This window comes from Pedomonas mirosovicensis (assembly GCF_022569295.1).
GTDB lineage: Bacteria > Pseudomonadota > Alphaproteobacteria > Sphingomonadales > Sphingomonadaceae > Pedomonas > Pedomonas mirosovicensis.
The window spans coordinates 788,823-814,107 of record NZ_JAKFIA010000001.1 but is presented as its reverse complement, the minus strand read 5'-3'; the positions used below and the strand labels follow the sequence as shown (position 1 = coordinate 814,107).

The 25,285-nt window shown below is 62.5% G+C and carries 23 protein-coding genes and 2 pseudogenes; 9 read left to right on the top strand and 16 right to left on the bottom strand.

Annotation, left to right across the window (positions count from 1 at the left end; translation table 11 throughout):
- Positions 1–53 precede the first annotated feature (53 nt).
- The 5 genes and pseudogenes from L0C21_RS03830 to L0C21_RS03810 all read right to left on the bottom strand — a co-directional run bounded on the left by L0C21_RS03830 (position 54) and on the right by L0C21_RS03810 (position 7,992).
- Positions 54–3,224: an efflux RND transporter permease subunit gene (locus L0C21_RS03830; protein ID WP_259277103.1), complete on the bottom strand. Its 3,171-nt coding sequence runs from the start codon at positions 3,222–3,224 to the stop codon at positions 54–56.
- Positions 3,221–4,498, bottom strand: a complete 1,278-nt coding sequence (locus tag L0C21_RS03825) for an efflux RND transporter periplasmic adaptor subunit (protein ID WP_259277102.1) — start codon at positions 4,496–4,498, stop codon at positions 3,221–3,223. The genes L0C21_RS03830 and L0C21_RS03825 overlap by 4 nt, the downstream gene beginning before the upstream one ends.
- Before the next feature lie 100 nt (positions 4,499–4,598).
- Entirely contained in the window at positions 4,599–5,756 is a 1,158-nt protein-coding gene (locus L0C21_RS03820) for an FAD-dependent monooxygenase (protein WP_259277101.1), read from the bottom strand.
- Between the two features lie 256 nt (positions 5,757–6,012).
- Positions 6,013–7,313 (bottom strand): annotated as a pseudogene (locus L0C21_RS03815) (MFS transporter).
- 283 nt (positions 7,314–7,596) lie between these two features.
- Positions 7,597–7,992, bottom strand: a complete 396-nt coding sequence (locus L0C21_RS03810; protein WP_259277100.1) for a luciferase domain-containing protein — start codon at positions 7,990–7,992, stop codon at positions 7,597–7,599.
- Between the two features lie 477 nt (positions 7,993–8,469).
- On the opposite strand from L0C21_RS03810, the gene L0C21_RS03805 reads away from it, so the two are divergent.
- Positions 8,470–9,051, top strand: coding sequence for a TetR/AcrR family transcriptional regulator (locus L0C21_RS03805; RefSeq protein ID WP_259277099.1), 582 nt, complete (start codon positions 8,470–8,472; stop codon positions 9,049–9,051).
- 50 nt (positions 9,052–9,101) lie between these two features.
- On the opposite strand, the gene L0C21_RS03800 is transcribed toward L0C21_RS03805, so the two are convergent.
- Complete coding sequence (locus L0C21_RS03800) at positions 9,102–9,668, bottom strand: TetR/AcrR family transcriptional regulator (RefSeq protein ID WP_259277098.1); 567 nt, start codon at positions 9,666–9,668, stop codon at positions 9,102–9,104.
- A 202-nt stretch (positions 9,669–9,870) separates the two neighbouring features.
- Here L0C21_RS03800 and L0C21_RS03795 point away from each other — a divergent pair.
- Positions 9,871–10,794, top strand: a pseudogene (locus L0C21_RS03795) (aldo/keto reductase); the annotation flags it as partial.
- A 485-nt stretch (positions 10,795–11,279) separates the two neighbouring features.
- On the opposite strand, the gene L0C21_RS03790 reads toward L0C21_RS03795, so the two are convergent.
- Positions 11,280–11,846, bottom strand: a complete 567-nt coding sequence (locus tag L0C21_RS03790; RefSeq protein ID WP_259277097.1) for a nuclear transport factor 2 family protein — start codon at positions 11,844–11,846, stop codon at positions 11,280–11,282.
- Between the two features lie 114 nt (positions 11,847–11,960).
- Between L0C21_RS03790 and L0C21_RS03785 the strand changes: the two genes are divergently transcribed.
- The 6 genes from L0C21_RS03785 to L0C21_RS03760 all read left to right on the top strand — a co-directional run bounded on the left by L0C21_RS03785 (position 11,961) and on the right by L0C21_RS03760 (position 16,200).
- The gene (locus L0C21_RS03785) at positions 11,961–12,542 is read left to right on the top strand and encodes a TetR/AcrR family transcriptional regulator (RefSeq protein ID WP_259277096.1); all 582 of its coding nucleotides are present in this window, start codon (positions 11,961–11,963) and stop codon (positions 12,540–12,542) included.
- A gap of 82 nt (positions 12,543–12,624) precedes the next feature.
- Positions 12,625–13,140, top strand: coding sequence for a hypothetical protein (locus tag L0C21_RS03780; protein ID WP_259277095.1), 516 nt, complete (start codon positions 12,625–12,627; stop codon positions 13,138–13,140).
- 137 nt (positions 13,141–13,277) lie between these two features.
- Positions 13,278–13,658 carry a MarR family winged helix-turn-helix transcriptional regulator gene (locus L0C21_RS03775; protein ID WP_259277094.1) on the top strand — a complete coding sequence of 127 codons (381 nt, stop codon included), beginning with the start codon at positions 13,278–13,280 and terminating at the stop codon, positions 13,656–13,658.
- Complete coding sequence (locus L0C21_RS03770) at positions 13,655–14,470, top strand: NAD-dependent epimerase/dehydratase family protein (RefSeq protein ID WP_259277093.1); 816 nt, start codon at positions 13,655–13,657, stop codon at positions 14,468–14,470. Before L0C21_RS03775 ends, L0C21_RS03770 begins: the two co-directional genes overlap by 4 nt.
- Before the next feature lie 3 nt (positions 14,471–14,473).
- Positions 14,474–15,718, top strand: a complete 1,245-nt coding sequence (locus tag L0C21_RS03765; protein ID WP_259277092.1) for a DUF418 domain-containing protein — start codon at positions 14,474–14,476, stop codon at positions 15,716–15,718.
- A 92-nt stretch (positions 15,719–15,810) separates the two neighbouring features.
- On the top strand, positions 15,811–16,200 hold the full coding sequence (locus tag L0C21_RS03760) for a VOC family protein (protein ID WP_176075662.1): 390 nt from the start codon (positions 15,811–15,813) through the stop codon (positions 16,198–16,200).
- 83 nt (positions 16,201–16,283) lie between these two features.
- Here the strand turns inward: L0C21_RS03760 and L0C21_RS03755 are convergent, their stop codons facing one another.
- Positions 16,284–16,616, bottom strand: coding sequence for a type IV toxin-antitoxin system AbiEi family antitoxin domain-containing protein (locus L0C21_RS03755; RefSeq protein ID WP_259277091.1), 333 nt, complete (start codon positions 16,614–16,616; stop codon positions 16,284–16,286).
- Between the two features lie 147 nt (positions 16,617–16,763).
- On the opposite strand from L0C21_RS03755, the gene L0C21_RS03750 reads away from it, so the two are divergent.
- On the top strand, positions 16,764–17,051 hold the full coding sequence (locus tag L0C21_RS03750) for a helix-turn-helix transcriptional regulator (RefSeq protein ID WP_259277090.1): 288 nt from the start codon (positions 16,764–16,766) through the stop codon (positions 17,049–17,051).
- Here the strand turns inward: L0C21_RS03750 and L0C21_RS03745 are convergent.
- The 8 genes from L0C21_RS03745 to rpsM all read right to left on the bottom strand — a co-directional run bounded on the left by L0C21_RS03745 (position 17,017) and on the right by rpsM (position 25,269).
- Positions 17,017–18,273 (bottom strand): tyrosine-type recombinase/integrase, encoded by a 1,257-nt coding sequence (locus tag L0C21_RS03745; RefSeq protein ID WP_259277089.1) that lies wholly within the window; start codon positions 18,271–18,273, stop codon positions 17,017–17,019. The two genes, L0C21_RS03750 and L0C21_RS03745, sit on opposite strands and share 35 nt — an antisense overlap.
- 293 nt (positions 18,274–18,566) lie before the next feature.
- A complete protein-coding gene (gene guaA, locus L0C21_RS03740; protein WP_259277088.1) occupies positions 18,567–20,129 on the bottom strand; it encodes a glutamine-hydrolyzing GMP synthase in 1,563 nt (520 codons plus the stop codon).
- 538 nt (positions 20,130–20,667) lie between these two features.
- Positions 20,668–21,111: an acyl-CoA thioesterase gene (locus L0C21_RS03735; RefSeq protein ID WP_259277087.1), complete on the bottom strand. Its 444-nt coding sequence runs from the start codon at positions 21,109–21,111 to the stop codon at positions 20,668–20,670.
- A 13-nt stretch (positions 21,112–21,124) separates the two neighbouring features.
- Positions 21,125–22,255, bottom strand: coding sequence for an iron-containing alcohol dehydrogenase (locus tag L0C21_RS03730; protein WP_259277086.1), 1,131 nt, complete (start codon positions 22,253–22,255; stop codon positions 21,125–21,127).
- A 508-nt stretch (positions 22,256–22,763) separates the two neighbouring features.
- Entirely contained in the window at positions 22,764–23,189 is a 426-nt protein-coding gene (rplQ, locus tag L0C21_RS03725; RefSeq protein ID WP_259277085.1) for a 50S ribosomal protein L17, read from the bottom strand.
- 196 nt (positions 23,190–23,385) lie between these two features.
- Positions 23,386–24,402 (bottom strand): DNA-directed RNA polymerase subunit alpha, encoded by a 1,017-nt coding sequence (locus L0C21_RS03720; RefSeq protein WP_259277084.1) that lies wholly within the window; start codon positions 24,400–24,402, stop codon positions 23,386–23,388.
- Positions 24,403–24,486: 84 nt separating this feature from the next.
- Positions 24,487–24,876 (bottom strand): 30S ribosomal protein S11, encoded by a 390-nt coding sequence (gene rpsK / locus L0C21_RS03715; protein ID WP_259277083.1) that lies wholly within the window; start codon positions 24,874–24,876, stop codon positions 24,487–24,489.
- Between the two features lie 24 nt (positions 24,877–24,900).
- Positions 24,901–25,269: a 30S ribosomal protein S13 gene (rpsM, locus tag L0C21_RS03710; protein WP_259277082.1), complete on the bottom strand. Its 369-nt coding sequence runs from the start codon at positions 25,267–25,269 to the stop codon at positions 24,901–24,903.
- Between the last annotated feature and the right edge of the window lie 16 nt (positions 25,270–25,285).

Genomic DNA, 25,285 nt, shown 5'->3' with positions numbered 1-25,285 from the left:
AACTCCTTTTCAGTATGGCCGGGATGGCGTGGTGAAAGGCCGCATCGTTCCTCCTATTCGGCCGGTTCTGCTGCTGGCGCGGCAGGCGGAAGAGAGCGCTTGGCGAACCGCTCGGACAGCGCGCGACACACCACGTAGAAGGTCGGCGTGAACAGGAGCCCGAATGCGGTGACGCCAAGCATACCGGCGAAAACGGCTGTTCCGAGCGCCTGACGCAGCTCAGCACCTGCGCCCTTCGCAATCAGAAGCGGCAACGTCCCAAGCACGAAGGCGAAGCTCGTCATCAGGATCGGCCGCAATCGCTCCTTCGCGGCAATCACCGCGGCTTCCGCCGGCGGTGCCCCACGCTCCTCCGCCTGGCGCGCGAACTCGACGATGAGGATCGCGTTCTTTGCGGCAAGCGCGATCAGGACGACCAGGCCGATCTGAGTCAGGACGTTGTTGTCCTGTCCGCGTAGATTTACGCCGACCATTGCGGCGAACAGGCACATCGGCACGATAAGGATGATCGCCAAAGGCAGCGTAACGCTTTCGTATTGCGCCGCGAGCACCAAAAAGACGAACACCACGGCTAGCGCGAGCACGACCAGTGCGGTGTTGCCCGCCGCCTTCTGCTGATAGGCGATCCCCGTCCACTCGTACGAGAACCCCTTCGGCAGAGCCTCGTCCGCAACGCGTTCCATTGCGGCAAGTGCCGTACCGGACGAGGTATGTGGCGCTGTATCGCCATCCACCGCAACGGCGGGACGAAGATTGTACCGCACCACACGATAGGGGCCCGTATCGTTACCGAAGGTCGCGACCGAACCAATCGGGACCATTGCGCCGGAGTCTGAGCGCGTCTGCAGGTTGGCAATGTCTGCCGCGCTTCGCCTGAACGGTGCGTCCGCCTGCGCGGTGACGCGGAATGTGCGACCAAGCAAATTGAAGTCGTTGATGAATGCAGAACCGAGATAGACCTGCAGCGCCTCGAACACGCGTTCGGGCGGCACGCCGAGCATCTGTGCCTTGGCGCGATCGATGTTGACCGTAACGCGCGGAGTTGCCGTCTCGAAGAATGTGTAGACCCCCGTGAGCCCCGCCGTCGCATTTGCCTTCGCGATTAGCTTGTTGGCTGCGGTCTCGAGTTGCCGATACCCCACCCCATCCTGGTCTTGGACCATGAGGCGATAGCCGCCGGCCGAGCCGATGCCCCGGATCAGAGGCGGTTTGACAATCATGATTTTCGCGCCGGTAACGTCGGCTGTCGCTCTGCGGGCCTGTTCGATCAGGCTATCGAGCGTCTGCCCGTGCCTGGCGCGCTCGCCATAGTCGTCCAACATGAAAAATGCGGCGGACGAACTCGCCGCGCGCGTCTCGGACGGACCATCGACGCCAGAGAAGCCAATGCTCGTCCGAATGCCGGGAATGGGGAGGACGCGCTTCGACACCTCCTCCAGCAACGCATCCGTACGCGCGGCGGAAGAACCCGGCGGCAACTGGATGGCGGCGATGAAAAAGCCTTGATCCTGCGCCGGAATAAAACCGACCGGCGTCGCCCAAAAGAGCAACCCAGTCGCCACGATGAGCCCCCCGTAAGCGACCAGCATGGTGCGCGGCCTGCGCACGAGGAGCATCGTCAATCGGCCATAGCGGTCGCTCACCCACGCGAAAGCGCCGTTGAATCGCTCGCCGGAGGCCTCGACGACCCGACGCCACCGGCCGCGTTCTCGCGCTGGCGGGCGTGGCTTGAGCAGGATCGCGGCTAAGGCCGGCGATAGCGTCAGCGATACGATGAGCGAGATCACTGTCGCGGTCGAGATCGTCACTGCGAACTGCTGGTAGAACGCGCCCGAAAGCCCCCTCATGAATAGCGTGGGCAAGAACACCGCGCAGAGCACGAGAACGATACCGATCAGCGCCCCTGACACTTCGTCCATAGACAGTCGGGCAGCGTCGAGCGCGGACTCGCCATTCTCGATATGCCGTTCGACATTCTCAACAACGACGATCGCGTCGTCGACGACGATGCCGATCGCCAGCACCAGCCCGAACAGCGACAGATTGTTGAGCGAGTAGCCCACGCCCGCCAGCACGATTGCCGTACCAATGAGCGAAACGGGAATGGCCAAGACCGGGATGATCGCCGCACGCCACTTTTGCAGGAACACGACGACGACCAGGGTGACGAGCACCACGGCTTCAAACAGCGTCTTTACGACCTCGTCGATCGACCGTTGGATGAACTCGGTCGGGTCATAGGCAATCCTGTAGGTGAGGCCCGGCGGGAACCGCTGCGATAAGCGTTCCATGACTGCTCTGACACCCTGCGCGGCGGCAAGCGCGTTCGAACCCGGTAATTGGACGACGCGGATGACCACCGACTTTTGCGCGCCGAGATAGGCCGTGAGGCCGTAGTCCTCCGCGCCGAACCGGACAGTCGCGATATCGGAGACGCGTACCTGCCGGCCGTCGGCGTCGGTGCGGATCACGACGTTCGCGAACTGGGCAGGATCGGTGAAGCGTCCCTGCGTCTGGATGTTGAGCTGGAATGCGTCGCCGTCGGATGGCGGTTGGCCGAGCGTGCCCGCCGCGACCTGGACGTTCTGCGACCTGAGCGCCGAGACGATGTCGCCGGCAGTCAAACCGAGCGCGGCAGCACGACGTGGGTCGAGCCAGACGCGCATGTTGAGTTCGCGGGACCCAAACAATTCCGCATCCCCGACACCCTCGACACGAAGCAGTTCGTCACGGATACGGGTTACGGCGTAGTTCGAAATATAGGCCTCATCGAGCGAGTGATCAGGTGAGATCAGGTTTATCGCGAGCAGGATATCAGGAGAGGTCTTCTTGGTGACGACGCCGAGCCTCTGCACGTCCTCCGGCAGCCGCGGGATGGCGATCGCCACCCGGTTCTGGACGAGCGTCTGTGCGGTATCGAGGTTGGTGCCCTGCCTGAAGGTCACCGTGATGACGAGGCGGCCATCGCCGGTCGACTGCGACGATTGGTAAAGCATCCCGTCGACGCCGTTGATCTCCTGCTCTATCGGTGCCGCGACCGTCTCGGCAACTGTCTCGGCTGAGGCGCCAGGATAGGTCGCGGTCACCTGGACCGTCGGCGGTACGACTTCGGGATATTGAGCGACCGGCAGCACGGTGTAGCAGATCGCGCCGAGGATCGTGATGACCACTGAGACCACCACGGCAAAGATCGGCCGCTCGATGAAGAAGCGCGAGAATCTCATGGCTCCTCCATCGTGGCAGTTTGCGCCTGCGGCGTAGCGATGACTTCGCTGCTCGCCTGCCTTTGCGGCGTGATGGTACCGGGGCGTACTTGAACCTTCTGGCCGGGTTGAATGAGTTGCACCCCGCTGGTGACGATCTGCTCGCTCGGCTCCAGCCCCGCGCGGATCACACGCAGCCCATCAACCAGTGCACCGAGTTCGACGGTACGCGCCGTGACGACATTGTTCGGGCCAACGACGAGCACGGTCTTGCGGGTCATATCACTCGAGATGCTTGTGTCGGGGACGAGGAGGACGCGACGCGGGCCGGCATCCGCCAGTCGCATGTCACCGAACATGCCAGGTGTGAGAAAAAGGCCGGGGTTGGCGATCGTAGCTCGACCCCGGATCGTTCCCGAACGAACGTCCAGTCCATTGTCCGTGAAGTCCAGCGTGCCGCGCCAGCGATACGCCGTCTCGTCCTGCAAGCGGATCTCCACCGGCGACGGCTGGGCGCCGTTCTCTCTCGCACGCTTGGTCTTGAGATAGAGCGCCTCGGAGCTGTTGAATGAGAAGTAAATCGGATCGAGAGCGTTGATCGTGGTCAGCAGCGTGCTGCCGGTCCCTGCCGCACCCACCACTTGGTTGCCCTCATCGACCCGCCGATCGGATATCTGCCCTCCAATCGGGGCGCGCACCTGCGTGAACTCCAGGTCGAGCGCGCGAGCGCGGACGACTGCTTCAGCCGCGTCTACGGTCGCCGCCGCCGCCCTGAATCTCGCATTCCGATCGTCAGCCTCGCTTTGAGAAATGGCATCCGAAGGCCTAAGGCGCGCAGCCCTCTCCGCCTGCGTCCGGGCAAGATCGAGATCGCTGCGCGCTCTCGCCAGCTCGGCACGTGCCTGCGCCAGCGCTGCCTCGAATGGGCGAGGGTCGATGGTAAAAAGCAGTTGGCCCTGCTGAACGATAGCGCCATCGCGGAAATGGACGCCGATTACCTGACCCGAAACACGGGGCCGGACCTCAACCGTTCGGCTCGCCTCGAACCTTCCGATATAGGTGTCCCATTCGACCACATTTCTCTGGAGAGGCTGCGCGACTTGAACCGTCGGAACGGTCGACGGCGCTGTCGACTCCGATCCCCGTCCAAGCTGCGAGTTGAGCAGCCACGCGACAAGAAGCGTCGAGCCCAGTGCAAAAACCGCGAGAACACGCGCGCGCCCCGACCGCCCGACAGCAGCAAGGGATTGAGCCGGGGAGTGAGCGTCATTGAGCGAGCCTTGCCGATCACTCATCGCCCCGGCCTCTTTCCACGAACCGATCGAGCCGCTGGTTTGCGTGCCGAGGCGAGCGCCGGCTCGCGATATCTGCTTGTCGAAGCATCAAAATGCCTCCTCATCGGGGGGCGAATGAGCGGCTGAAACTCTGCCCGGAAAGAACAAGGTCTCGGGCGGCCTCGAGCCGCTTGGTCTCATAGCGGCAGAGCGCATCCGCCACGCCATGCCCGGGCAGGTTCCGCTCAAGTGCCTCAGCGAGCGCGAGCGCATCGAGTGCCGACGCGGCGAACCCTCTGCCCGTCATGGGCGAAGGCACGTGGGCGGCATCGCCAACCAGGCATACTCGCCCCCGTATCAAGCGCTTTGGCATGTATTCGGCGACCGGCGTTCCGATCACTTCGCGCCGTTCGATGCAATGAAGGATGGCTTCGCGCCATGGGTCGGGCCAAATGTCCCTCGCTTCGGCAGCCAAATCCTCAAATGTCGACCTTGGAATCTTGTCCGGCCGAAGTGTGCGCTGGACGACGTTGCCGACAAGGCAGCCGGATGCGCGCAGAAGGTCGGTTTGGCGGGCGTCGTACCAGCCCCAGCCAATCCGCCGTTTTCCCGCGGCGACGGTGCCGCCGGGTCCGGGAAGATAGTACGCGTTGAGGCAATAGTCCCTTTCGTAAAGGATCGCGAGGTTTGACGGCCACGGCCTCGACCGGATCAGATGCTCATCGACGAGGCCGAGCCAGATCAGGTAGCCGGCGAATTTGGCGTCGGGGCTCTCAGGCGCGACATGCTGACGAACGACGCTGGCATGACCGTCAGCGCCGACGACAATGTCGCCGGTGACGACTTCGCCATTTTCTGCCACCGCCCACGCCCCACGCTCGTCCTGATCCGCGCACGCCACGCGTACCGGTGATCGAATGCAGATATTGGGGTCGGCCTGGGCCACAGAACGAAGACCGGCGTGGACGTCGGCCCACGCTTGAGCACCCGTTGGAAGAATGTTGGCCACGGCTTTCGTATGCCTGCCAGTCAGGCGTTCGAGCAGTCCCTCGCTGACCTCCAGAGCAGCGCCGGTGCGTGACTTGCGATCCGATCGCTCAAGCACGGTCACCTGCAGTCCGACCCGGGACAACGCCAGCGCGCTCATCAGGCCGGCAAGAGAGCCCCCCACGACGACAGCTCTTCGGCGAGCCGGCTCATGCCCGCCGCTCAGGTTCGGCCATGAATGGGGGCGGTTTGTGGCCTCATTCGTCGCGAAATGAATTGCTGGTTTGGTCATTATCCCAACTCCCCTGCACTTGGTTCATTCAAACCGAAGGCAGGCTACGTTTATTATACGTAGTGTCCCTACGCTTATCAAGGTTTGATCATGGGGGCGGCCACGCTCCGGCCGAAATCAGTGAGGTCAGCAGGTCAGCAGGACCTGCCCGTCCCCCGGCCCTCGCCCGGGAGGGCGCCGGCCCCGTCGGCCACCTCGCTTTCCTCCGGAGCGCGACAATTCGAAAGCTCGCCAATGACTTCGGGCGCAGCCGTTGCTACCCGGCCGCCGCCGACGCCATGCCCGCGGAGCGAGTTCGCTTCAGGCCAATGGCCACCACGACCACGACCGCTAATGTCAGAACTACGTCCGCTATGAATGCGAGATGGATACCGGCCAAAAGATCCGCCCGGAGAGCCATGACGGCGCCTAGAACCGGAATTCCAACGGTGACCGCAACCTGCTGGGTCATGCTTAGAAGGCCGGTAGCCAATCCTTCGTTTTCGTCTGTGACTTGCGAGGTTGCGGCAACGGTTGCTGCGACGACAGCCGTGATGTGACCGAAGAAGCCGACAAAGAGCGCCGGCACGAGCAGCCACATCCAGATTGCATCGCTGCCAAGCACGATCAGGGGCGCGGTGAAGCCCGCTTGAACCAACATCGCAACAAGCAGCACACGCCGCGCACCACGGTGGGCAATGATCCGACCCGCGATGACGCCGGCAACCACCGACGCGATCCCTGGAACGCCAAAGATCAGGCCGGTCGTCATCGCACCGAAATGCAATGCGTCCTGAAGATACAGGGTGATCAGATAGATAAGACCAGCCTCCATCGAGAAGATGGTCAGGAGCGCCAGGTTGCCCCACCGCACGGAAGGCAGAGCCAGCATGTCGATCGCGACCAGCGGGGCCTTCGCGCGGCGCTCGATCCAAAAGAACAGGATCAGAAGAACGGCTCCGGCGATTAGCGCCAGAAGAGTGTGCTCGGTGATTCCGAACACAATGGCAAACAGACCGAGCGTCACTGACACCGCGCCTGGCACGTCGAGCCGCACCGTCTCAGGAGCATGACCTGCGGGAACGACGAAGGGCGTCAACGCGAGGATGGCAACGGCGAAGGGTACGTTGATCAGGAAAGTCCAGCGCCAGCTCAACGCCCCGACGAGTATTCCGCCCGCGAGCGCCCCCACCGTAAAGCCGGCCGAAAGAAAGGCGCCGTTCAGGCCCAGAACCCGCGCACGCTGTCGTTCATCAGCGAAAGTCGTGATCAGGAGCGACAGAGCGGCCGGTGCTGTCATTGCGGTTGCGCCCCCTGAAGGGCGCGAGCTGAGAGGAGCATGGTCGGCCCTGTCGCCAGGCCACCCATCAGCGAAGCCGCGGCGAGAAGCGCGAGCCCCAAGAGAAACATGCGACGCCGACCATATAGATCGGCAAACCGCCCAGAGAGGAGCGACAATCCAGCGGCCGGTAGGGCGAAGGCCGTCGCTACCCAAGGCAGGCTGACGATGTCGAGCCCGACCGCTCGTCCGACCTCGGGCAACGCTATGTTGAGGATTGAGAAGTCGACCGACAACATGAAGTTGGTGCCGAGAAGAAGGACGGCGATCAGGCGTTGCCGAGGCGTCATAATAGGCGCTTCGTCCGCTTGCGTTTGAGAGATTGTAGATGTCGCCACCGGGCCGACTCCTTGGGCGTTAGTTGAGTTCGTTCAGATCCGCGCCCCGCGGCACGTTCAAGGCGACGCGAGTTCGCAAAGCGCATTGTCGGTAGGGACGGAAGCTGCCCCGAGCAGTCGGCTAGGTTGCCGCCTGCCTAAAGCCTGCTCGAGATCGGAGTAACCGTGCGGCTTCCGGGATGACTCATGTATTAGATGGTCGGAGGCGATCGTAGTTGCGTCGGAACAGGGCAACCGACCTCTCGACGCCCAGTTCGCTGACACTCGCAAGCGTCCAGCCCCGCGCCCAGACGAACGGTTGCCCAAGTCCTTCAGCGACCAGCTCCTCACTAAGCTGCGGACTCGTGGCCAAATGGATCGAGCCATCGAGATGGATGTGCCCGAGTTCATCGGGCCCGACGTAAAAGTCGACGCCGTCAACCTGGTTCGGAGCGTCGAAACGCCAATGAGTTGTGGCCTGGACCTCGGGCCAGACAGTCACCGCGTCGGCCACCGCCTTCAGCGCGCCTGTCAGCGCAGGCGGCGGGCAAACTCGCCCCTTAGCAGCGCGGGGCAGAGTGGAGAAAGCTTTGTCAGTCATCACGACTCCTTGTTCTTTCAGTTGCAAATGATTTGCCGCATCTGAGATGCTTTTCGTCGCATCTACTCCGGCTAAGTTTTGCCGTTTCTTACGTTGTACTTCGGCGTGCCCATCGGCCTCGGGCGGACGGCTTCAGCTCGGGTCGCGAGATCGTGTAGTGGCAACGCAGGCCTGCGCTGCCGCGATGACGCTCAGCTCGGTGCCCCGCAGCTCGATAGCTACTCTTTGGCGCGCTGCGCATGATCGTCATGCGACTATGAACTCGACCCGCCATGCGCGTCGCCACCACGGGCAAGCACGAGCTTTTTCGGCGACTACGCTACCGATCCAAGCGAGACCGCCACACCTGTCCTCGTCCGGGTTTGGTTTTCCCGTCGCACTAACTTGGTTCCAAAGCGCCCCGCAGCGTGCTAAACCGAAGGGTAACTACGCTTAATATACGTAGGCACCCTACGTTTATCAAGAGGCTTATTCGATTTGCAGGAAAAAACCACTCCGAAGGCGACGCGCCGGCCCCGTTCTGACGGCGAGCGAAACCGCATCCGATTAATCGAGGCGGCCAAGCGCGCCTTTGCGGAAAAAGGCCCAAGCGTCGGTCTCGAACACATCGCACGCGACGCAGGCGTCAGTATCGCCTCGCTCTACCGCCATTTTCCAACGCGCGACGACCTCATTTCGGAGGTATATCAGCAGGAGGTCACTGCGCTCATCGAAGCAGCCGATGAGTTGATGAGCAAGCAAGAGCCGGTGGCTGCGCTCCGCGAGTGGCTGATGATGTTTGTAGAGTTTCTCGACGCCAAACACGGCATGGCCGCCGCCATGGACACCCTTCTCGGCGGACCGGAGCCCATCTACAGCAAAACCCCGCACCGCCTCGACGTGCCCGTTAAGGCGCTGGTCTCGCGTGGTGTCGCGGCTGGCGTGTTTCGGAGCGACATCGAACCGCACGATTTGCTTCGCGCGCTCTCTGGCGTGGCGCACGTTCGGCCCGGCAAGAACTGGAAACAGCAAGCAGTTCGGATGGTCGACCTTCTGCTTGACGGCTTGCAGCGAGTCTAATTGCGCGGCCCAACGAGGCCCTCCGATCAGGACTTGGGTGCTATGAGGGGTTACCGCCCCGCTTCACACTTGGTCAGGATCGCCGTGGCGACGACGCCGAGAAGGTGTTCCGCGCGCGACGCGAAAGCGGGCTGGTCGCCAACCCATCCGAGCGCTCCGATCAGCGCGAAGAGATCGACACCATCCAGGTCGTGACGAGCCTCTCCTTGGGACTGAGCGCGTCGAAGCAGCCTTCCGCCTGCCGAACGCAGGTTGGAGCAAGAGGCGTGAAGCGCAGAGCTGTCGTCGGCCAGTGCTGCAGCCATCGCGCTGACGACGCCGTTATAACTCCGGACAAACGCCACCGCCTCCCGCAGCCACGACGCAAGGGCCTCCCTAGGCGACGCGGACGCTTCCAGATCGGCCGCCATCTGCGTCAGCTCGTCAAGCGTGGTCCGCAAAAGCGCCTCGAGCAGGGCCTCCCGCGTCGGGAAGTGGCGATAAAGCGTCGCTAATCCCACCTCCGCCCGGCGCGCGATATCGCGCAGCGAAGCGTCCGCGCCGTGCTCAGCGACGACGGTGCGGGCGACGGCCAGCAGGTGATCATAGTTCTTCTGAGCATCGGCGCGCATGGGCATGGGCCCTCTTGACAAACGGAGCAGTGCTACGGATATCTGTAGCACTGCTCCGTTTAGATAGCCATTTCCAATCATGAAGGAAACAGCCATGTCGAAAACGCTGCGATACAAGGTCTTTGGCAAGCACACGGGACTGCGCGTCTCCGAACTCGTCCTCGGCACCGCCAACTTCGGCTAGGCGTGGGGAGGACATGGAGCCGATCCAGACGAAGCCCGGCGGATATTCAATGCGTATGCCGAGGCGGGAGGCAATTTCCTCGACACCGCCAATGGCTATCAGGACGGCCAATCGGAAGAGTTTCTGGGCGATCTGCTGGCTGGCCGACGCGACGATTTTGTCTTGGGCACGAAGTACTCCGTGAAGACCGACGCCAATTCCGGCGTCCTTGTCACCGGCAACAGCCGCCAGGCCATGGCGGCGTCGGTCGAGGCCAGCCTCAAACGGCTCAAGACGGATCGGATCGATTTGTACTGGGTGCACGTCTCGGATGGCGTGACGCCGCTGGAGGAGATTGTCCGCGGGTTTGATGACCTCACGCGCGCCGGCAAGATCCTATACGGTGGGTTGTCGAACTTCCCGGCATGGCGGATCGCGCGCGCCGCAACGATCGCGGAGCTGCGTGGCGCCGTTCCGATCGCGGGCATTCAGGTGGAACATAGCCTTGTCCAGCGCGCGACCGAGCAGGAACTGATCCCTGCCGCTCGGGCACTCGGCCTCGGCGTGGTGGCATTCTCGCCCCTTGGCGGCGGCGTGCTGACCGGCAAATATCGCAGCGGCAAGTCCCAAGACCGGCGCGACGAGGCTTGGGGAGGTGCCGGCTTCCAGCCTGAGAACACCGCGCAGCGCACCGCCGTTATCGATACGGTGATTGCCGTCGCCGAGGAGGCCGGTGTCACCCCGGGTGAGATTGCAATCGCATGGGTCGCCGCCAAGGGCTCGCTGCCGATCATCGGGCCACGCACACTCGCGCAGTTCCACGACAATCTTGCTGCGGCGAGCGTCACGCTGGAAGCAGACCAGATCGCGCGGTTGGACGCGGTGAGCGCGATCCCCGCGGTCTATCCCTATACGGTGCTCGATGATCCTCGAATCCAGGACCTCATCACGGGGGGAAGCTCGATCTGATCGATGTGCCGACAGCACCAATCGCGTAAGTGAACCTGAAGGCGGATCGCAAGTCTGGTGTGTTGATCGTCCAGCGGGCGCATTTCGAACCGGATGCGCCGCGACATGCGGCCGAACGGCTCATTGACGAGCTCGCCTGATGGCATTGTGCCTGGGACTTTCGAGCCTCGCTGTGGCATGACCTGCCGCAGGAGCAGCCCTCGGCCTTCGTAGACGCCATCGTCAAGGTGCGCGACTGGCTTTGATGGCGGCATTGAAAGGCTCCCCGGTCGTCGCCGGCCGCGGGGAGTCTTCTTTTGCGATGGGAGTCGGGGATCTCTCTCGATCCGGTGAGTGGTCGACGCATCGAGCGACGCTCAGGCCGTCACCCCTGGCGGACCCCGGTCCGACGGTACTTAACGTCCTAAAGACCGATCATTCGCTTCGTGATGCTCATCTGACGCTTCGACCCAAGCCAACGCCGGACCTCCTTTCCTCGCCTTCGATCATTCGCCTTCTCCCAGCGGATTGGTTTCATCAAAGGGAAGATCGTACATTTCGCACAGGCTTTGGCGCAGCAATGAAAGGTGCGGATCGCGGCCGTCGACTGGCAGAAGCGTGCGCCGGGCAATAACCCAGCGACCATTGCGCCGTTCAAGCTCCCACCTGTTCACGACCGCCCGATGGATCCGATAGCCGGTCGACACGCCGTGGTTGGGCAGATCCCGCGGCTCGCCCTCGTGATCGAGATGGATAATCATCAGATAGGAGGTCGCGGTCGCGGTGTCGCCGTTGATTTTGACCAGCGGAAGACCGACGAAATGCGCCAAGCCGCTGCGAATGGCGGCCTGATGTTCCGGCCGTCGAATGAATGCAGCGATCGCCTCGGAGCCTTTCGCGCCGTCCAGCGTCGGACCGCGGTCGAACACCCCGTCTTCGCGGTAAGCTGAGATGGTATAATCCGCGCTTCCAGTATCCGCACTCGGGGGATGCGATGCGAGTAGATCGTAAATCGCGAGCTTGTCTTCGATAATGCGCAGTCTGGCTTCTAAGTCTTGTGGGGCAGTACTCATTCTCTAACCTTTCTGGGACATTTCGCCTCAGGGCGCCAGCTCGCCCCTCTCGCCGGAGCGAAAATGCGTACGCCCGCTTGACGATCATCCTACTAGTAGGTAGCTTGCGTTGCAATGGCCAACCTAAGAAACACCTCTGACGAAATTCTTCGTTGCACCCGCTCTCTTATCGTCGCTGGGGGCTACAACGGCTTCAGCTATGCCGACATCTCTGAAGCCGTCGGTATTCGGAAGGCGAGCATTCATCATCATTTCCCCAGCAAGGTCGATCTCGTCCGGACGCTCGTGGCCGGTTATCGCGAGGATACAGAGGCGGCGCTCGCCCAGCTCGCGCATCAGCAGCCCGTCGATCAGCTTCGCGCCTATGCAGAGTATTGGGCTGCCTGCATCGGGGATGGGACCATGCCCTTTTGCGTGTGCGCCTTGCTTGCCACCGAAATGCCGCTGCTGCCGCCGGAGATCGTGCTGGAAGTCCGAGCCCATTTCCGCGTTTTGTCGGCGTGGCTGACCTCGGTGATGGAGCGAGGCGCGAAGCAGGGGTCTCTCACACTGTCTGGCACCGCCCGATCTGAAGCGGAAACCTTCATCGCAACCGCGCATGGTGCCATGCTTTCGGCAAGGGCTTACGGCGACCCTACCCTATTCGCGACCATCACCTTCCCCTTGATCGAAAGGCTTGCTGCCGTTCGACAATGAATGGGGCTGTGGGCACCTGGCACCTCCCGCAGCAAATTTAGACGCCAAAGCTACCTATTAGTAGGTAGAAAGGAGATCTAAGATGTTTGGAATCTCACCCATCGGCTGGGTGCACACGCTCGGCAGCTTGCCCGCCATTCCGCTGGCCATCTACATGTTCGCTCGCCATGGACGAATCGTACCTCGGTCGACTGCCGGGACCGTCTATTTTGCTTCGATGCTGATCGGCGCGACCACGGTGTTCCTCGTCGCGCATAAGCCGGTGAGCTACGGGATTGGCGCGGTCACGATCCTGCTGCTGCTCGCCGGATACGGCGTAGGCCGTATTTCGAGCTTCGGGCGTGCAGCTATTTACCTCGAGACAATTTTCCTCAGCCTTACAGCGTTTCTACTGATGGTGCCGACCGTTACCGAAACTCTGCGGCGCGTTCCGGACGGCCATCCCTTCGTTACGGACCTGAACTCACCGCTTCTTCTCGGCTCTCAAGCCAGTCTCCTAGTCATGCTCGTCGTCGGGCTGACAGCCCAAATCCTCCGTTTGCGCAGGCAAGGCAGGCTCGCGGCGTTCGCCTCGCCGAACCAGATATCCGCCCAATGACGTGAGCGCCCTACTGCCGAGCGATCAATCTTGACAGTTTGTTTGATAGCAAACATTCTTGTTTGATGGCTAACAAACTGGTCGATCATACCTCTGTGGGGCATTGGGCAAAGCGGTGCTACCTCGCGGGGCGTCAGATGATGGACGATGCGCTACGCCCCTACGGGCTTGGCGCGACGCAATGGTACATCCTGCATCAATTGGTCCATGCCGGGCCCACGATGCAGCGCGACCTCGTCGGATTACTCCAGATCGAACGCGCGACGGTGAGCATCGTCGTCACAAGCCTCGTTCGGAAGGGCTTAGTCGAGCAGACCCCGGACGCGGCCGATCAGCGCCAGAAGAAACTGCGCCTGACCGCAGCTGGAGCTGCGCTGTGGGACAAGCTGCCGGACCTCACCTTCATCCGTGACATTGCTTTCGACGGTTTTTCCGATGCCGAAATCGAAACGACGGTGCGCGTGCTGAAAACGGCGACTGAGCAGCTTCAACAAAGATCAAAAGGAACCAATGCATGACGATCCTCGTGACCGGAGCCACCGGATTGGTCGGCGCGCGCCTGTTGCCGCGCCTTGTCGAGAGGGGTGAGGACTGCCGCGCCTTGATACGCCCCGGAAAAGCCACTTCGGCAGGCGTGACGGCCGTGGAAGGTGACCTTTTCGATTCCGCGGCGCTGGCGGACGCCGTTACTGGTGTTTCGGCGATCATTCACCTAGCAGCGGTGTTTCGCACGCAGGACACCGATCTGATCTGGAAAAGCAATCTGGAGGGTACCCGCAGCCTGATCGCCGCGGCCCAGGCACATGCTCCCGAAGCCCGTTTCATCATGGCGAGCACCTCAAACGTCTACGGCAAAAATTTATCGTGCCCAGGCCGCGAGACAGATAACGTCGAACCGGCACAGGCGTATCCGGCCAGCAAAGTCGCCGCCGAGAAACTGCTTCGAGAGACCGCGCTGAACTGGTCGATCGTTCGATTTCCGTTCGTTTATGGTGATGGCGATGGTCACTTGGAGATGCTGCCCAAGCTCCTCCATCTGTTCGACTTCCATCCGGCCAATCGGATGAGCACGATACATCATCGCGACATCGCCACCGCCATGGAAATGGCGCTGAAGGGCGTATTCGACGGTCGCATCGTCAACATTTCTGACGATGCGCCCACGACCATTTACGAGCTGGTTCAACTCGTCGGCGCGACGATGGAGCCTTCATCTGAAGCGATGCAGTACCCTTGGTACCAACATATCGACGCTTCGCTTGCCCGCAGCCTTGGCTTTCAGCCGACGGTGCGATCCGTCTATCAAGCTGTGCATGAAGGCATAATGTAAGCCGTGACGATAGCTATTTCGCCCGCTGTCATCGCCGACGCTGTTGAGCCGGTCCCGAGCAAACTGCGCATACAGGCGTTGGACGTCATTCGCGGATTGGCAATCCTCGGCATTCTCGCTGTGAATGCCGACGGCTTCGCCGCTCCCCAATCAGCCTCACTCAAGCCCGCGATGTGGCTGTTTCCGAACGTAGGATGGACCGCCATTTCCTACTGGGTCATGGACACCTTCTTTCATGAGAAATTCCTGACCATCTTCTCGATGCTGTTCGGCGTGTCGCTGTTCCTGGTTGGAGGCGACGGAACAGACCCGCGCAAGGGGAGGATTCTTGCCAGACGACTTGCGGTCCTCCTCGTGTTCGGCTTGTTGCACGGATTCGGCATTTGGTGGGGAGACATTCTCTCGCTCTACGCGGTGACCGGCTTCCTGATGTTCTTCTGTCGTAGTTGGAAGCCGAAGCTACTGATGGGCATTGGCGTGTCGCTGTACGCGGCAATGGCACTGTCCGCCGTTCCGACTGCGGCCTATCCATTTGCCCCGCCTTCGGCGCGGGCGGAAGCCGGCGCCGCGCTCATTCCTGACCCAAAGGCGCTCGCGGATCGCAAAGCCAAGACGCTGGAAAGGATGGTTGAGGCGAAAGCCTCTTGGGCCGGTGCCTATCGGCTCAACACGAAGGAATACCTGAACCTTTTGTCCGGAAACCCATGGCTTATCCCGCAGACGCTCGCCCTTATGATGATCGGCCTGTCGCTGTTCAAAAGCGGCTTCCTGGCTGGGAAATCCAGCAACCGGCGATATGTCGTCGCGATTGCAGCCGGGGCGGCCGCGCTTGTTTTCGTAGCTTGTCTGGCCTGGCAGGCGGATGTTCTTGAGCGGCCTGTGCTCGGAGACAAGGGATTGAGCCTTCTCCTGACGCCGGTGGTCTCGCTGGCCTACGTCGGCGGGCTCGTTCTTCTGCTCAGATCCGGTGCAGGCAAACTGCTGTCTCCGCTGGCCGCGGCGGGGCGCATGGCGTTCACCAACTACATCACCCAGTCACTCATAATGACCTCGATCTTCTACGGGGGTCGTGGAGCGTTGATGGGCGAGGTCGATCGTCCCGGCCTTTGGGCGCTTACGGCCGCAGTCTGGTTGCTTCAGTTGGTTTGGTCCTGGTTATGGCTTTCGCGCTTTGAGATGGGACCGCTCGAGTGGATCTGGCGGTGCTTGACCCTCGGCCAGCTTGTACCCCTGCGAAAGCCTGCATGAGCCCGGGGCCATAGGTGCCGGGAGGCCTACTGCCCATCTGTTCAAGCCGCCGCGGCAATAACCGGCGGCGACCTTGTAAGGAATCGAGGATCATGATCAATCACGTCATGTTAGGCTCCAGCGACATCGAACGGTCCAAAAGGTTCTATGACGCGGTCCTTGCTGTGCTGGGCGCCGGCGAGCCCGTCCGCAACATTGCGGCGTCCGGGCATGTGCGATATTTCTATCGCCACGACGGCAGCACCTTTTCGATCAGTCAGCCGATCAACGATGAGCCCGCGTCAGCAGGAAACGGGTCCACCATCGCCTTCAAGTGCAACTCCGCCGCGCAAGTGCTGGAATTCCATGACGTCGCTGTGGCGCATGGCGGGACGTCGATTGAGGATGCGCCAGGGCCGCGCAACAGCAACATGGGTGTGGTCGAGCTCGCCTATGTCCGCGATCCCGATGGCAACAAACTTTGTGCCATCCATTGGCATTGACTGGGCTCGAAATCTGAAAGGGCGCGCTTTTTCGGACGGATGCCGCGCAGTAGCGAAGGCACAGACCAAACAAGCAGTGAGCATCAGGCCGCATTTGGCACCGATGCGCGATAGCGACCATAGCCCACCTTCACGAGCAGCCCCTCCTCGATCATCTGCGCAAGGTAGCAACGATGAACCCCGATCTCGGTAAGATCCCTTGTACGGACCTCTCCCTTTTCCTGGGCAAGCGCGATCGCGCGCTCTCTTAAAGTGGGTTTCGGCCCACCAGCCAGCCTAATCCTCTCCGCGCGGTCACGGTCGCGCTTACGCATCGCGACGGTGGGTTGTGGCGTAGAATGGAGAGGAATATCGTATTGGTAATTCGCGGATTCTGTCGGTCCCGGAGAGCCCGTCCGGATTTGAACTTTTGCCATCGGCGTCAAATCCTTCTCGGTCTTAGAAGGTCGACCCATCCGATTTGCACGCTATAATGCGATATTCCCGCACCAGTACATGCGGCATCTTCCCATAATCCAAGCCTATCGCTTTCTATTGTCGCGAAGACCATAGGAGGCAGGGAAATGAACGGACGAGTTACCAGTCCGATTTTGCGTCGGACTATTCGACGCCAGCAATTGCGCGAAATGGTCCCGCTTGCCGATAGCACGATCTATGAAATGGAGCAGCGTGGCGAATTCCCGCGGCGCTTTGCGCTTTCGCCGAGATGCATCGTCTGGGACTTGGCCGAAGTGGAGGCGTGGCTGTTGGCGCGGCGGACGGTGCCGATCCTTCGCGCTCAGCACCCAGACGTCACGAAGCGAAAGACGCGCCCGGTCAAAGCGCGGGATCGAGCTCCATCAAAGACATAGCCGGGGGCAAGAGCACCGGTATGTGCTTCCGCCCTTCGACCCAAGCGTCCACGATGTCCGACCATTCCTGCATCATGTGGCGGCGCTGAACCTCGTACTCCGCCTTGTTATAGACGCCACGCGACGAGCGTCCGTCCTCGTGAGCAAGGCATTTCTCGATCCAGTCGCTGTTGAAGCCCAGCTCATTCAAGAGCGTCGATCCAGTGCGCCTCAGGTCGTGAACCGTGAACGGTTCAAGCGGCAGCCCCTCCTTCTTCGCCTGCTCGACCACGGCGTAGGTCACCCGGTTGAACGTGGCGCGCGACATCGGAGCATCGGCATCGTAGCGCGATGGCAAGAGATATCGCGAATTGCCTGCACAGGTCTTCAGCGCGATCATGATGTCCAGAGCCTGTCGCGAGAGATAGACATTGTGAGGCTTCGAGCGCTTCATTCTCTCCTTCGGGATGGTCCAGACAGCATTCTCGAAATCCACCTCGTCCCAAACCGCATCCTGCAGTTCGCTCTTCCGCACCATCGTCAGCAGGTAGAGCTTCATACCTAGCCGGATGGTCGGCAACGTAGGGACGTGCTCGAGTTGCTTGAGCATGATCCGAATTTCCGTCGGCGACAGCGCGCGGTCTCTCGGTGCGAACGTCGCGATCGCGGCTGGTCCAACCTCATCCGCTGGGTTGGGCACCTTCTCTCCATGGAGGATCGCGAAGCCGTAGATCTGCTTCAGGATGTCCCGCACATGGATCGCTGTGGCCGGGGCGCCTCGCTCGACGATCTTAGCGCAGTGCGCTCGCAGATCGTCCGGCGTGATTTCCGTAAGCAGGCGATTGCGCCAGACCGGGAGCAGCTCACGTTCGAAGATGGCACGGCGCATTGCCCGAGTGCTATCCGCCATCGGAGCATTCACCAGCCATTTCTCGCCGAACTCGCCAAAGCTCTTAGCCTCTTTTAGGCGGCGCTTCTCGCGCTGCTTCTCGATCGCCGGTGAACGTCCCTCTCTGATCGCCCGCCGTGCATCTAGGCACAGCTCCCGTGCCCGCGCGAGAGAGATGCCATCACGCCCATACTTGCCGAGATAGACCGTCTCTCGCCGGCCGTTCAGCCGGTAGTCCAGCCGGAAGGATATCTGTCCTGACGGCATGACACGGACATACATGCCGTCGCGATCCGCGACCTTGTAGATTTTGTCTTTGGGTCTCAAGGCCTTGAGTGCAGCGTCCGTCAGCATTGTCGTATCACCTCCGAAAAGTACCGTCATACGGTTTTTGGGAGGCCCGCGTCTCAAAATGCGCGTTCTTACAATGGCTTAAGCCAAAAAAAGTACCGTCACGAGCCTCATTTCCCGTGACGGTACTTTCAAAATCAGCAGCGATCAATACGGGTAAGGGCCGTCAGCTGTGACGGCACTCGCGACCTATGCCCACCGATAGGTATCGATAGGCATCGTCGTAAAAATTATTTTAGTTCAGTGACTTATGTCGAACTCTGGCGTAGAATCGGCGGCGTTCGGATGGGCCTGAATCATTCCCACTCGATCGTGCCCGGCGGCTTCGACGTGTAGTCGTAGCAGACGCGGTTGATGCCCTTCACCTCGTTGACGATGCGGGTCGCCACGCGGGCGAGGAAGGCGGCATCGAACGGGTAGATGTCGGCGGTCATGCCGTCGGTCGAGGTCACGGCGCGCAGGGCGCACACGGCATCGTACGTGCGGCTGTCGCCCATCACGCCCACGGTCTTGACCGGCAGCAGCACGGCGAAGGCCTGCCAGATGGCGTCATAGAGGCCCGCCTTGCGGATCTCCTCAAGGTAGATGGCATCCGCCTTGCGGAGGATATCGCACTTCTCCTTGGTGACCTCGCCCGGAATGCGGATGGCAAGGCCAGGCCCCGGGAACGGATGGCGGCCGACGAACTGGTCCGGCAGGCCCAGCTCCCGGCCCAGCTCGCGCACCTCGTCCTTGAACAACTCGCGCAAGGGCTCCACCAGCTTCAGCTTCATGAAGTCCGGCAGGCCGCCCACGTTGTGGTGCGACTTGATGGTGACCGACGGGCCGCCGGTGAAGGAGACGCTCTCGATCACGTCAGGGTACAGCGTGCCCTGCGCCAGGAACTCCGCGCCTTCGATTCTTTTGGCTTCGGCATCGAACACGTCGATGAACGCCTTGCCGATGAACTTGCGCTTGGCCTCGGGGTCGGTGACGCCGGCGAGGCCGCCGAGGAACATATCCTCCGCGTTCACGTGCACCAGCGGAATGTTGTAATGCTCACGGAACAGGGTGACGACCTGCTCGGCCTCGCCCGCGCGCATCAGGCCGTGGTCCACGAACACGCAGGTCAGCTGGTCGCCGATGGCTTCGTGGATCAGCACGGCGGCAACCGCCGAGTCGACGCCGCCCGACAGGCCGCAGATCACCTTGCCCTTGCCGACCTGAGCGCGGATCTCCGCCTTCTTGGTCTCGCGGAAGGAAGCCATGGTCCAGGTGCCCTCGCACCCGGCGATGTGCCGCACGAAGTTGGCGATCAGCTTCGCGCCATCCGGCGTGTGCGCCACCTCGGGGTGGAACTGCACGGCGTAGATGCGCTTCTCGTCGTTCGCGATGGCGGCGAACGGCGCGCCCTCAGTGACCGCCACGGTGCGGAAGCCTTCCGGCAGGCTGTCCACCCGGTCGCCGTGGGACATCCACACCTGATGCTTCTCGCCCTTCTTCCACAGCCCGTTGAACAGGCTGCAGTCATCCACGATCTCGATGAACGCCCGGCCGAACTCCCGGTGATCCGACGGCGTAACCGACCCGCCCATCTGGGCGCAGATGGTCTGCTCGCCGTAGCAGATGCCCATGATGGGCAGGCCGCTGGCGAACACCGCTTCCGGCGCGCGAGGCGTTGCCACCTCGGTCACCGACGCCGGGCCGCCGGAGAGGATGACGCCCTTCGGCTTCAGGCGGGCCAGCGCGGCCTCGCCCTGATGGAAAGGGACGACTTCGGAATAGACCCCGGCCTCGCGCACGCGCCGCGCAATCAGCTGCGTCACCTGGCTGCCGAAATCGAGGATTAGAATGGTTTCATTGGGCTGCATGGCGAGCATTTAGCGGCGCACGGCTCTCAAGTCCAGTATGCCTGGAGCAGCTTTCGAGCAGGACGCACGTCCTGCGGTTAAGAAAGTGCGACCAATAAAGCGCAGGGCTGGCGTCACGGTGGCGCAGGGGTGGGGCCGCGGGCTTGATTTGAAGGGGGACTCGTCCCCCTTCACCCCCTTCGTTCATCGGGCCGCGCTCGTCACGATCGGTTGCGCTTGCCGGAGGGAGAATGAAAGGGCCGCGCCCCGCATCGGCGCCGGGCACAGGAACATGGCCCAGGGAGCCGCACTCCCCGCTCCTTCGTCGTCCCCTGCCCCTCATTGCTTGAATGATTTTAAGGAGCGATCTTCCCCTCGTGCCTGACGGCAAGACCGGGTGCGTTCCCATAAAGCCCCCCGCCGACTCGCACCGGCTCCCTGTCCGTCATTCATCGAATGATTGTAAGGAGCAGTTTCGCGAGATCGCACGACGGCAAGGCCGGGTGCGTTCCGATGAAACGCCGGGGTGCAGGGGACCTAAGTCCCCTGCCCTGCGGAGCAAAGACCCTCAAACCACCAGCGTCTCCAGAAACCCGCGCATGCCGGCGGGCAATGGCACCGGGCGGCGCGTCTGCCGGTCCACGTAGACGTGGACGAAATGGCCGAGGGCGGCAGCCTCATCCTCCTGCCCGCCGAACAGGGCAATCTCGTAGCGCACGCTGGAATTGCCGAGGCGGCCGACGCGCAGGCCAGCCGTCACCGGCTCAGGGAAGGCGAGCGGGCGGTGGTAGCGGCACTGGCTTTCAACCACGAGGCCGATGACCGGCCCGGCGTGGATGTCGAGCACGCCCGCCTCGATGAGCGCGGCGTTCACGGCCGTATCGAAGAAGGAATAGTAGACCACGTTGTTGACGTGGCCGTAGATGTCGTTGTCCATCCAGCGGGTGGTGATGGACTGGAAGCGGGGAAAGCCCGCCCGGCGCACGATCGGCCTGTCGTCCTGCTCTGCCATGGTGCGCCTGCGCTCAAAATGCTGCGCGGTAGAGGGCGCGGGCGTCTGCCAGCCCCACCTCGCGCGGGTTGTTCACGAGAAGGCGGGTCTGGTTCATGGCGTCCCTGGCCAGCCGCTCCACGTCCTCCTCGCCGATGCCAACATCCCGCAGGCGGCGCGGCACCTTTACGTCATCGCACAGCTGCTCGATGGCGGCGATGAAGCCGTCCGCCCCTTGCGCGCCCACCAGCGGGGCCAGTTCGGCGTAGAGGCTTTCCGCCGCCTCTCGGTTGAAGCGCAGCACGTGGGGCAGCATCAGCGCGTTGGAGACGCCGTGAGGCACATGGAACAGCCCGCCGATCGGGTAGGCCAGCGCGTGCACGGCGGCGACGGGCGCATTGGTGAAGCTCTGGCCCGCCAGCATGGCCCCGAGCAGCATGGCCTGCCGCGCCTCGCGGTTCTCCCCATCCGCGCAGGCGGCGCGAATGTTGCCCGCCAACAGCCGCAGCGCCTCCCGCGCCAGCATGTCGGAAAGCGGGTTCTTCTTGTGGCGGCTGGTGTAAGCCTCGATGGCGTGGACCATGGCGTCGATGCCAGTAGCGGCCGTCGCGTGCGGCGGCAGGCCCAGCGTCAGGTCCGCATCCAGCACCGCCCAGTCGGCAAACAGCGCGGGCGAGACCACGCCCTTCTTCTCAGCCTGGCCGGTCGTCACGATGGCGATGGGCGTCACTTCCGAGCCCGTGCCCGCCGTCGTCGGCGCCAGCACCAGCGGCAAGCGCCTGCCCTTGGCGTTGCCGATGCCGTAGATATCCTCCAGCTGCTCGCCCGAGCCCAGCAGATAGGCGGTGAGCTTGGCCGTATCCATCGGGCTGCCGCCGCCGATGCCGAGCACCGCCTCGGCCTTGCAGCTGCGCCCCGCTTCAACCGCCGCCTCGATCACCTCGACCGGCGGGTCGGCCAGCACCCCGTCGAACACCGTGCAGGCGATCCCCGCCTCGCCCAGCGCGGGCAGAACGCCATCCAGCAACCCGGCCCTCACCACCCCCATGTCGGTGACGACAAGCACGCGCCTTGCCCCCAGCCCGCCCAGAATCGGCCCGATCTCTGCCGCGCAGCCGGGCCCGACCCGGAGGTTGGCAGGCGTCTGGAACAGGAAATCCGGCATGGGCCCCTCCCCGGCGGTTGCTCATTCTTCCAAAGAATGAAACCGGGCCCCTGGCCGCACAAGGCGAGCCACGGGGGGCACCCTGCCATCGGGACCGGAGGAAGATTTCCCTGGGATGATTCTTTGCAGGGGGATCGCGATCCCCCTGCAACCCCCTTTCGTTTTGCGGCCGCGTTTGCGGCGTTTCTTGGATGAGGAGACGGATTGGGCCGCGCCCTCGCATCAGCGCCGAGGCTCAGGACGTTAGGCGCAGGGTCTGCTCTTCCCTCCCCCGACTTGAATGATTTTAAGGAGCGATCTTGTTCTGTTGCCCGACAGCTGGACCGGGTGCGGCTGGTCACCCCTCGGAGGCTGCGCGCTGGAACCACGACCCTTGGATGAATGGGAGGTTGCCAGGAGGGTTACAGACCCTCCTGCAAAAACTGCAAAAAACCGCCAACAACGTCCAAACGAAAGCGGGCGGCCCCGAAGGACCGCCCGCTTTTCCAACTCAAGCCTGAAGCCTGGCTTATTCAGCCGCTTCCAGCTCTTCGGCCTGCTCAGCGGTCGGGCCGCTGTCCTGGCCCTTGGCCGAGACGTCGCGGTCGACGAACTCGATGATGGCCATCGGCGCGGCGTCGGAGGCGCGCAGACCGGCCTTCAGCACGCGGGTGTAGCCGCCGTTGCGATCGGCATAGCGCGGGGCCAGCACGTCGAACAGCTTCTCGATCTGCTGCAGATCGCCCAGGCGAGCAATCGCGAGACGACGGTTGGCGAGGCCACCGTGCTTGGCGAGGGTGATCAGCTTTTCCACGTACGGGCGCAGCTCGCGCGCCTTCGGCAGGGTGGTGGTGATCTGCTCGTGCTTGATGAGAGCAGCGGCCATGTTCTTGAACAGGGCGGCGCGGTGGCTGGACGTACGGCCGAGCTTACGGCCTGCAATGCGGTGACGCATGGTTCTCTCTCCGTTTGTTCGCGGGGCCGTGCGAGGTACCCCGGACCAGGCCTGGCGGGATCAGGCCCATTTCTGTTTCGACGTTCCCGCTTGCGGAAAGGCCGACGGGGTTAACCGTCGGCCGTCCCTGTGTTCGTTGCCTGACGCCTTAGCCCCTAGAAACTCAAAGGTCCAGGGGCTTCCGCGTCCAGCCGGATCAGTATTCCTGCTCCAGCTTCTTGGCGAGGTCTTCGATGTTCTCCGGCGGCCAGCCGGGGATTTCCATGCCGAGGCGCAGGCCCATGCTGGCAAGGACTTCCTTGATCTCGTTGAGCGACTTGCGGCCGAAGTTCGGGGTCCGCAGCATCTCGGCCTCGGTCTTCTGGACCAGATCGCCGATGTAGATGATGTTGTCGTTCTTGAGGCAGTTGGCCGAACGGACCGACAGCTCCAGCTCGTCCACCTTCTTGAGGAGGTACTTGTTGAGCGTCGGCTTCTCTTCTTCCGGCTTCGCGGCGACGGCCTTCGGCTCTTCGAAGTTGATGAAGAGCTGCAGCTGGTCCTGCAGGATGCGGGCGGCGTAGGCCACCGCGTCTTCCGGCGTCACCGTGCCGTCGGTCTCAACGGTCATGGTGAGCTTGTCGTAGTCCAGCTCCTGGCCGACGCGGGTGTTCTCGACCTTGTAGGCCACCTGGCGCACCGGCGAGTACAGGGCATCGATCGGGATGAGGCCGATCGGCGCGTCAACCGGGCGGTTGGCGGCAGCCGGAACGTAGCCCTTACCGGTATCGACGATCAGCTCCATGTTGAGCGTCGCGCCCTGGTCCAGCGTGCAGATGACCAGATCCGGGTTCATGATCTCGACGTTGGCGACGGTCGTGATCTGACCGGCCTTCACCTCGCCCGGGCCCGTGGCCGTCAGGTGGAGGCGCTTGGTGCCTTCCTGGCTCACCTTCACGGCGAGCTGCTTCACGTTCAGGACGATGTCCGTCACGTCTTCGCGAACGCCGGGGATGGAGGAGAACTCGTGCAGAACGCCGTCAATGCGGAGCGCCGTTACGGCAGCGCCCTGCAGCGACGACAGCAGCACCCGGCGAAGCGAATTGCCGAGGGTCAGACCGAAGCCCCGCTCCAGCGGTTCCGCGACGAAGGTCACCTTGCGGGCCGCGTCGACAGCTTCCTTGACCTCGAGCTTGTTGGGCTTCTTCAGCTCCTGCCAGTTCTTTGCGATCACGGGTGCACCCCTTAGCTCTTAATATCTCAAGCGGCCGACGCCATCGCCGGCCGCTCCCTGCATGCAGAAACGCTTGCTGCGACCTTAGACGCGGCGACGCTTCGGCGGACGGCAGCCGTTGTGCGGGATCGGCGTCACGTCGCGGATCGACGTGATGGTGAAACCAACAGCCTGAAGCGCGCGCAGAGCCGACTCACGACCCGAACCCGGACCGCGAACCATGACTTCCAGAACACGAACGCCGTGCTCCTGAGCCTTGCGGCCGGCGTCTTCGGCGGCAACCTGGGCAGCATACGGGGTCGACTTGCGCGAACCCTTGAAGCCCATCATGCCCGAGGACGACCAGGCGATCGCGTTGCCCTGGGCATCCGTGATCGTGATCATGGTATTGTTGAACGAGGCGTTCACATGAGCGACGCCGTTGGTGATGTTCTTCCGCTCGCGACGCTTAACGCGGGTGGTATCACGTGCCATTCTATAAATCCTTTACGGCCGGACTTACTTCTTCTTGCCGGCGATCGGCTTGGCCTTACCCTTGCGGGTACGGGCATTCGTGTGGGTGCGCTGACCGCGGACCGGCAGACCCTTGCGGTGACGCAGGCCACGGTAGCAGGCCAGGTCCATCAGACGCTTGATGTTCATGGCGACTTCGCGGCGAAGGTCACCCTCCACCGTGTAGCCGGCATCGATGATTTCACGGATCTGGAGAACTTCCGAGTCGGACAGCTCGCTAACGCGGCGCTCCCGCGGAAACTTCATCTTCTCGCAGATCTCCTTGGCCTTTGCAGGGCCAATGCCGTGGATGTAGGTCAACGCGATCTCGACCCGCTTATTGGTCGGAATGTTGACACCTGCAATACGCGCCACGTTTGATCTCCTCGTT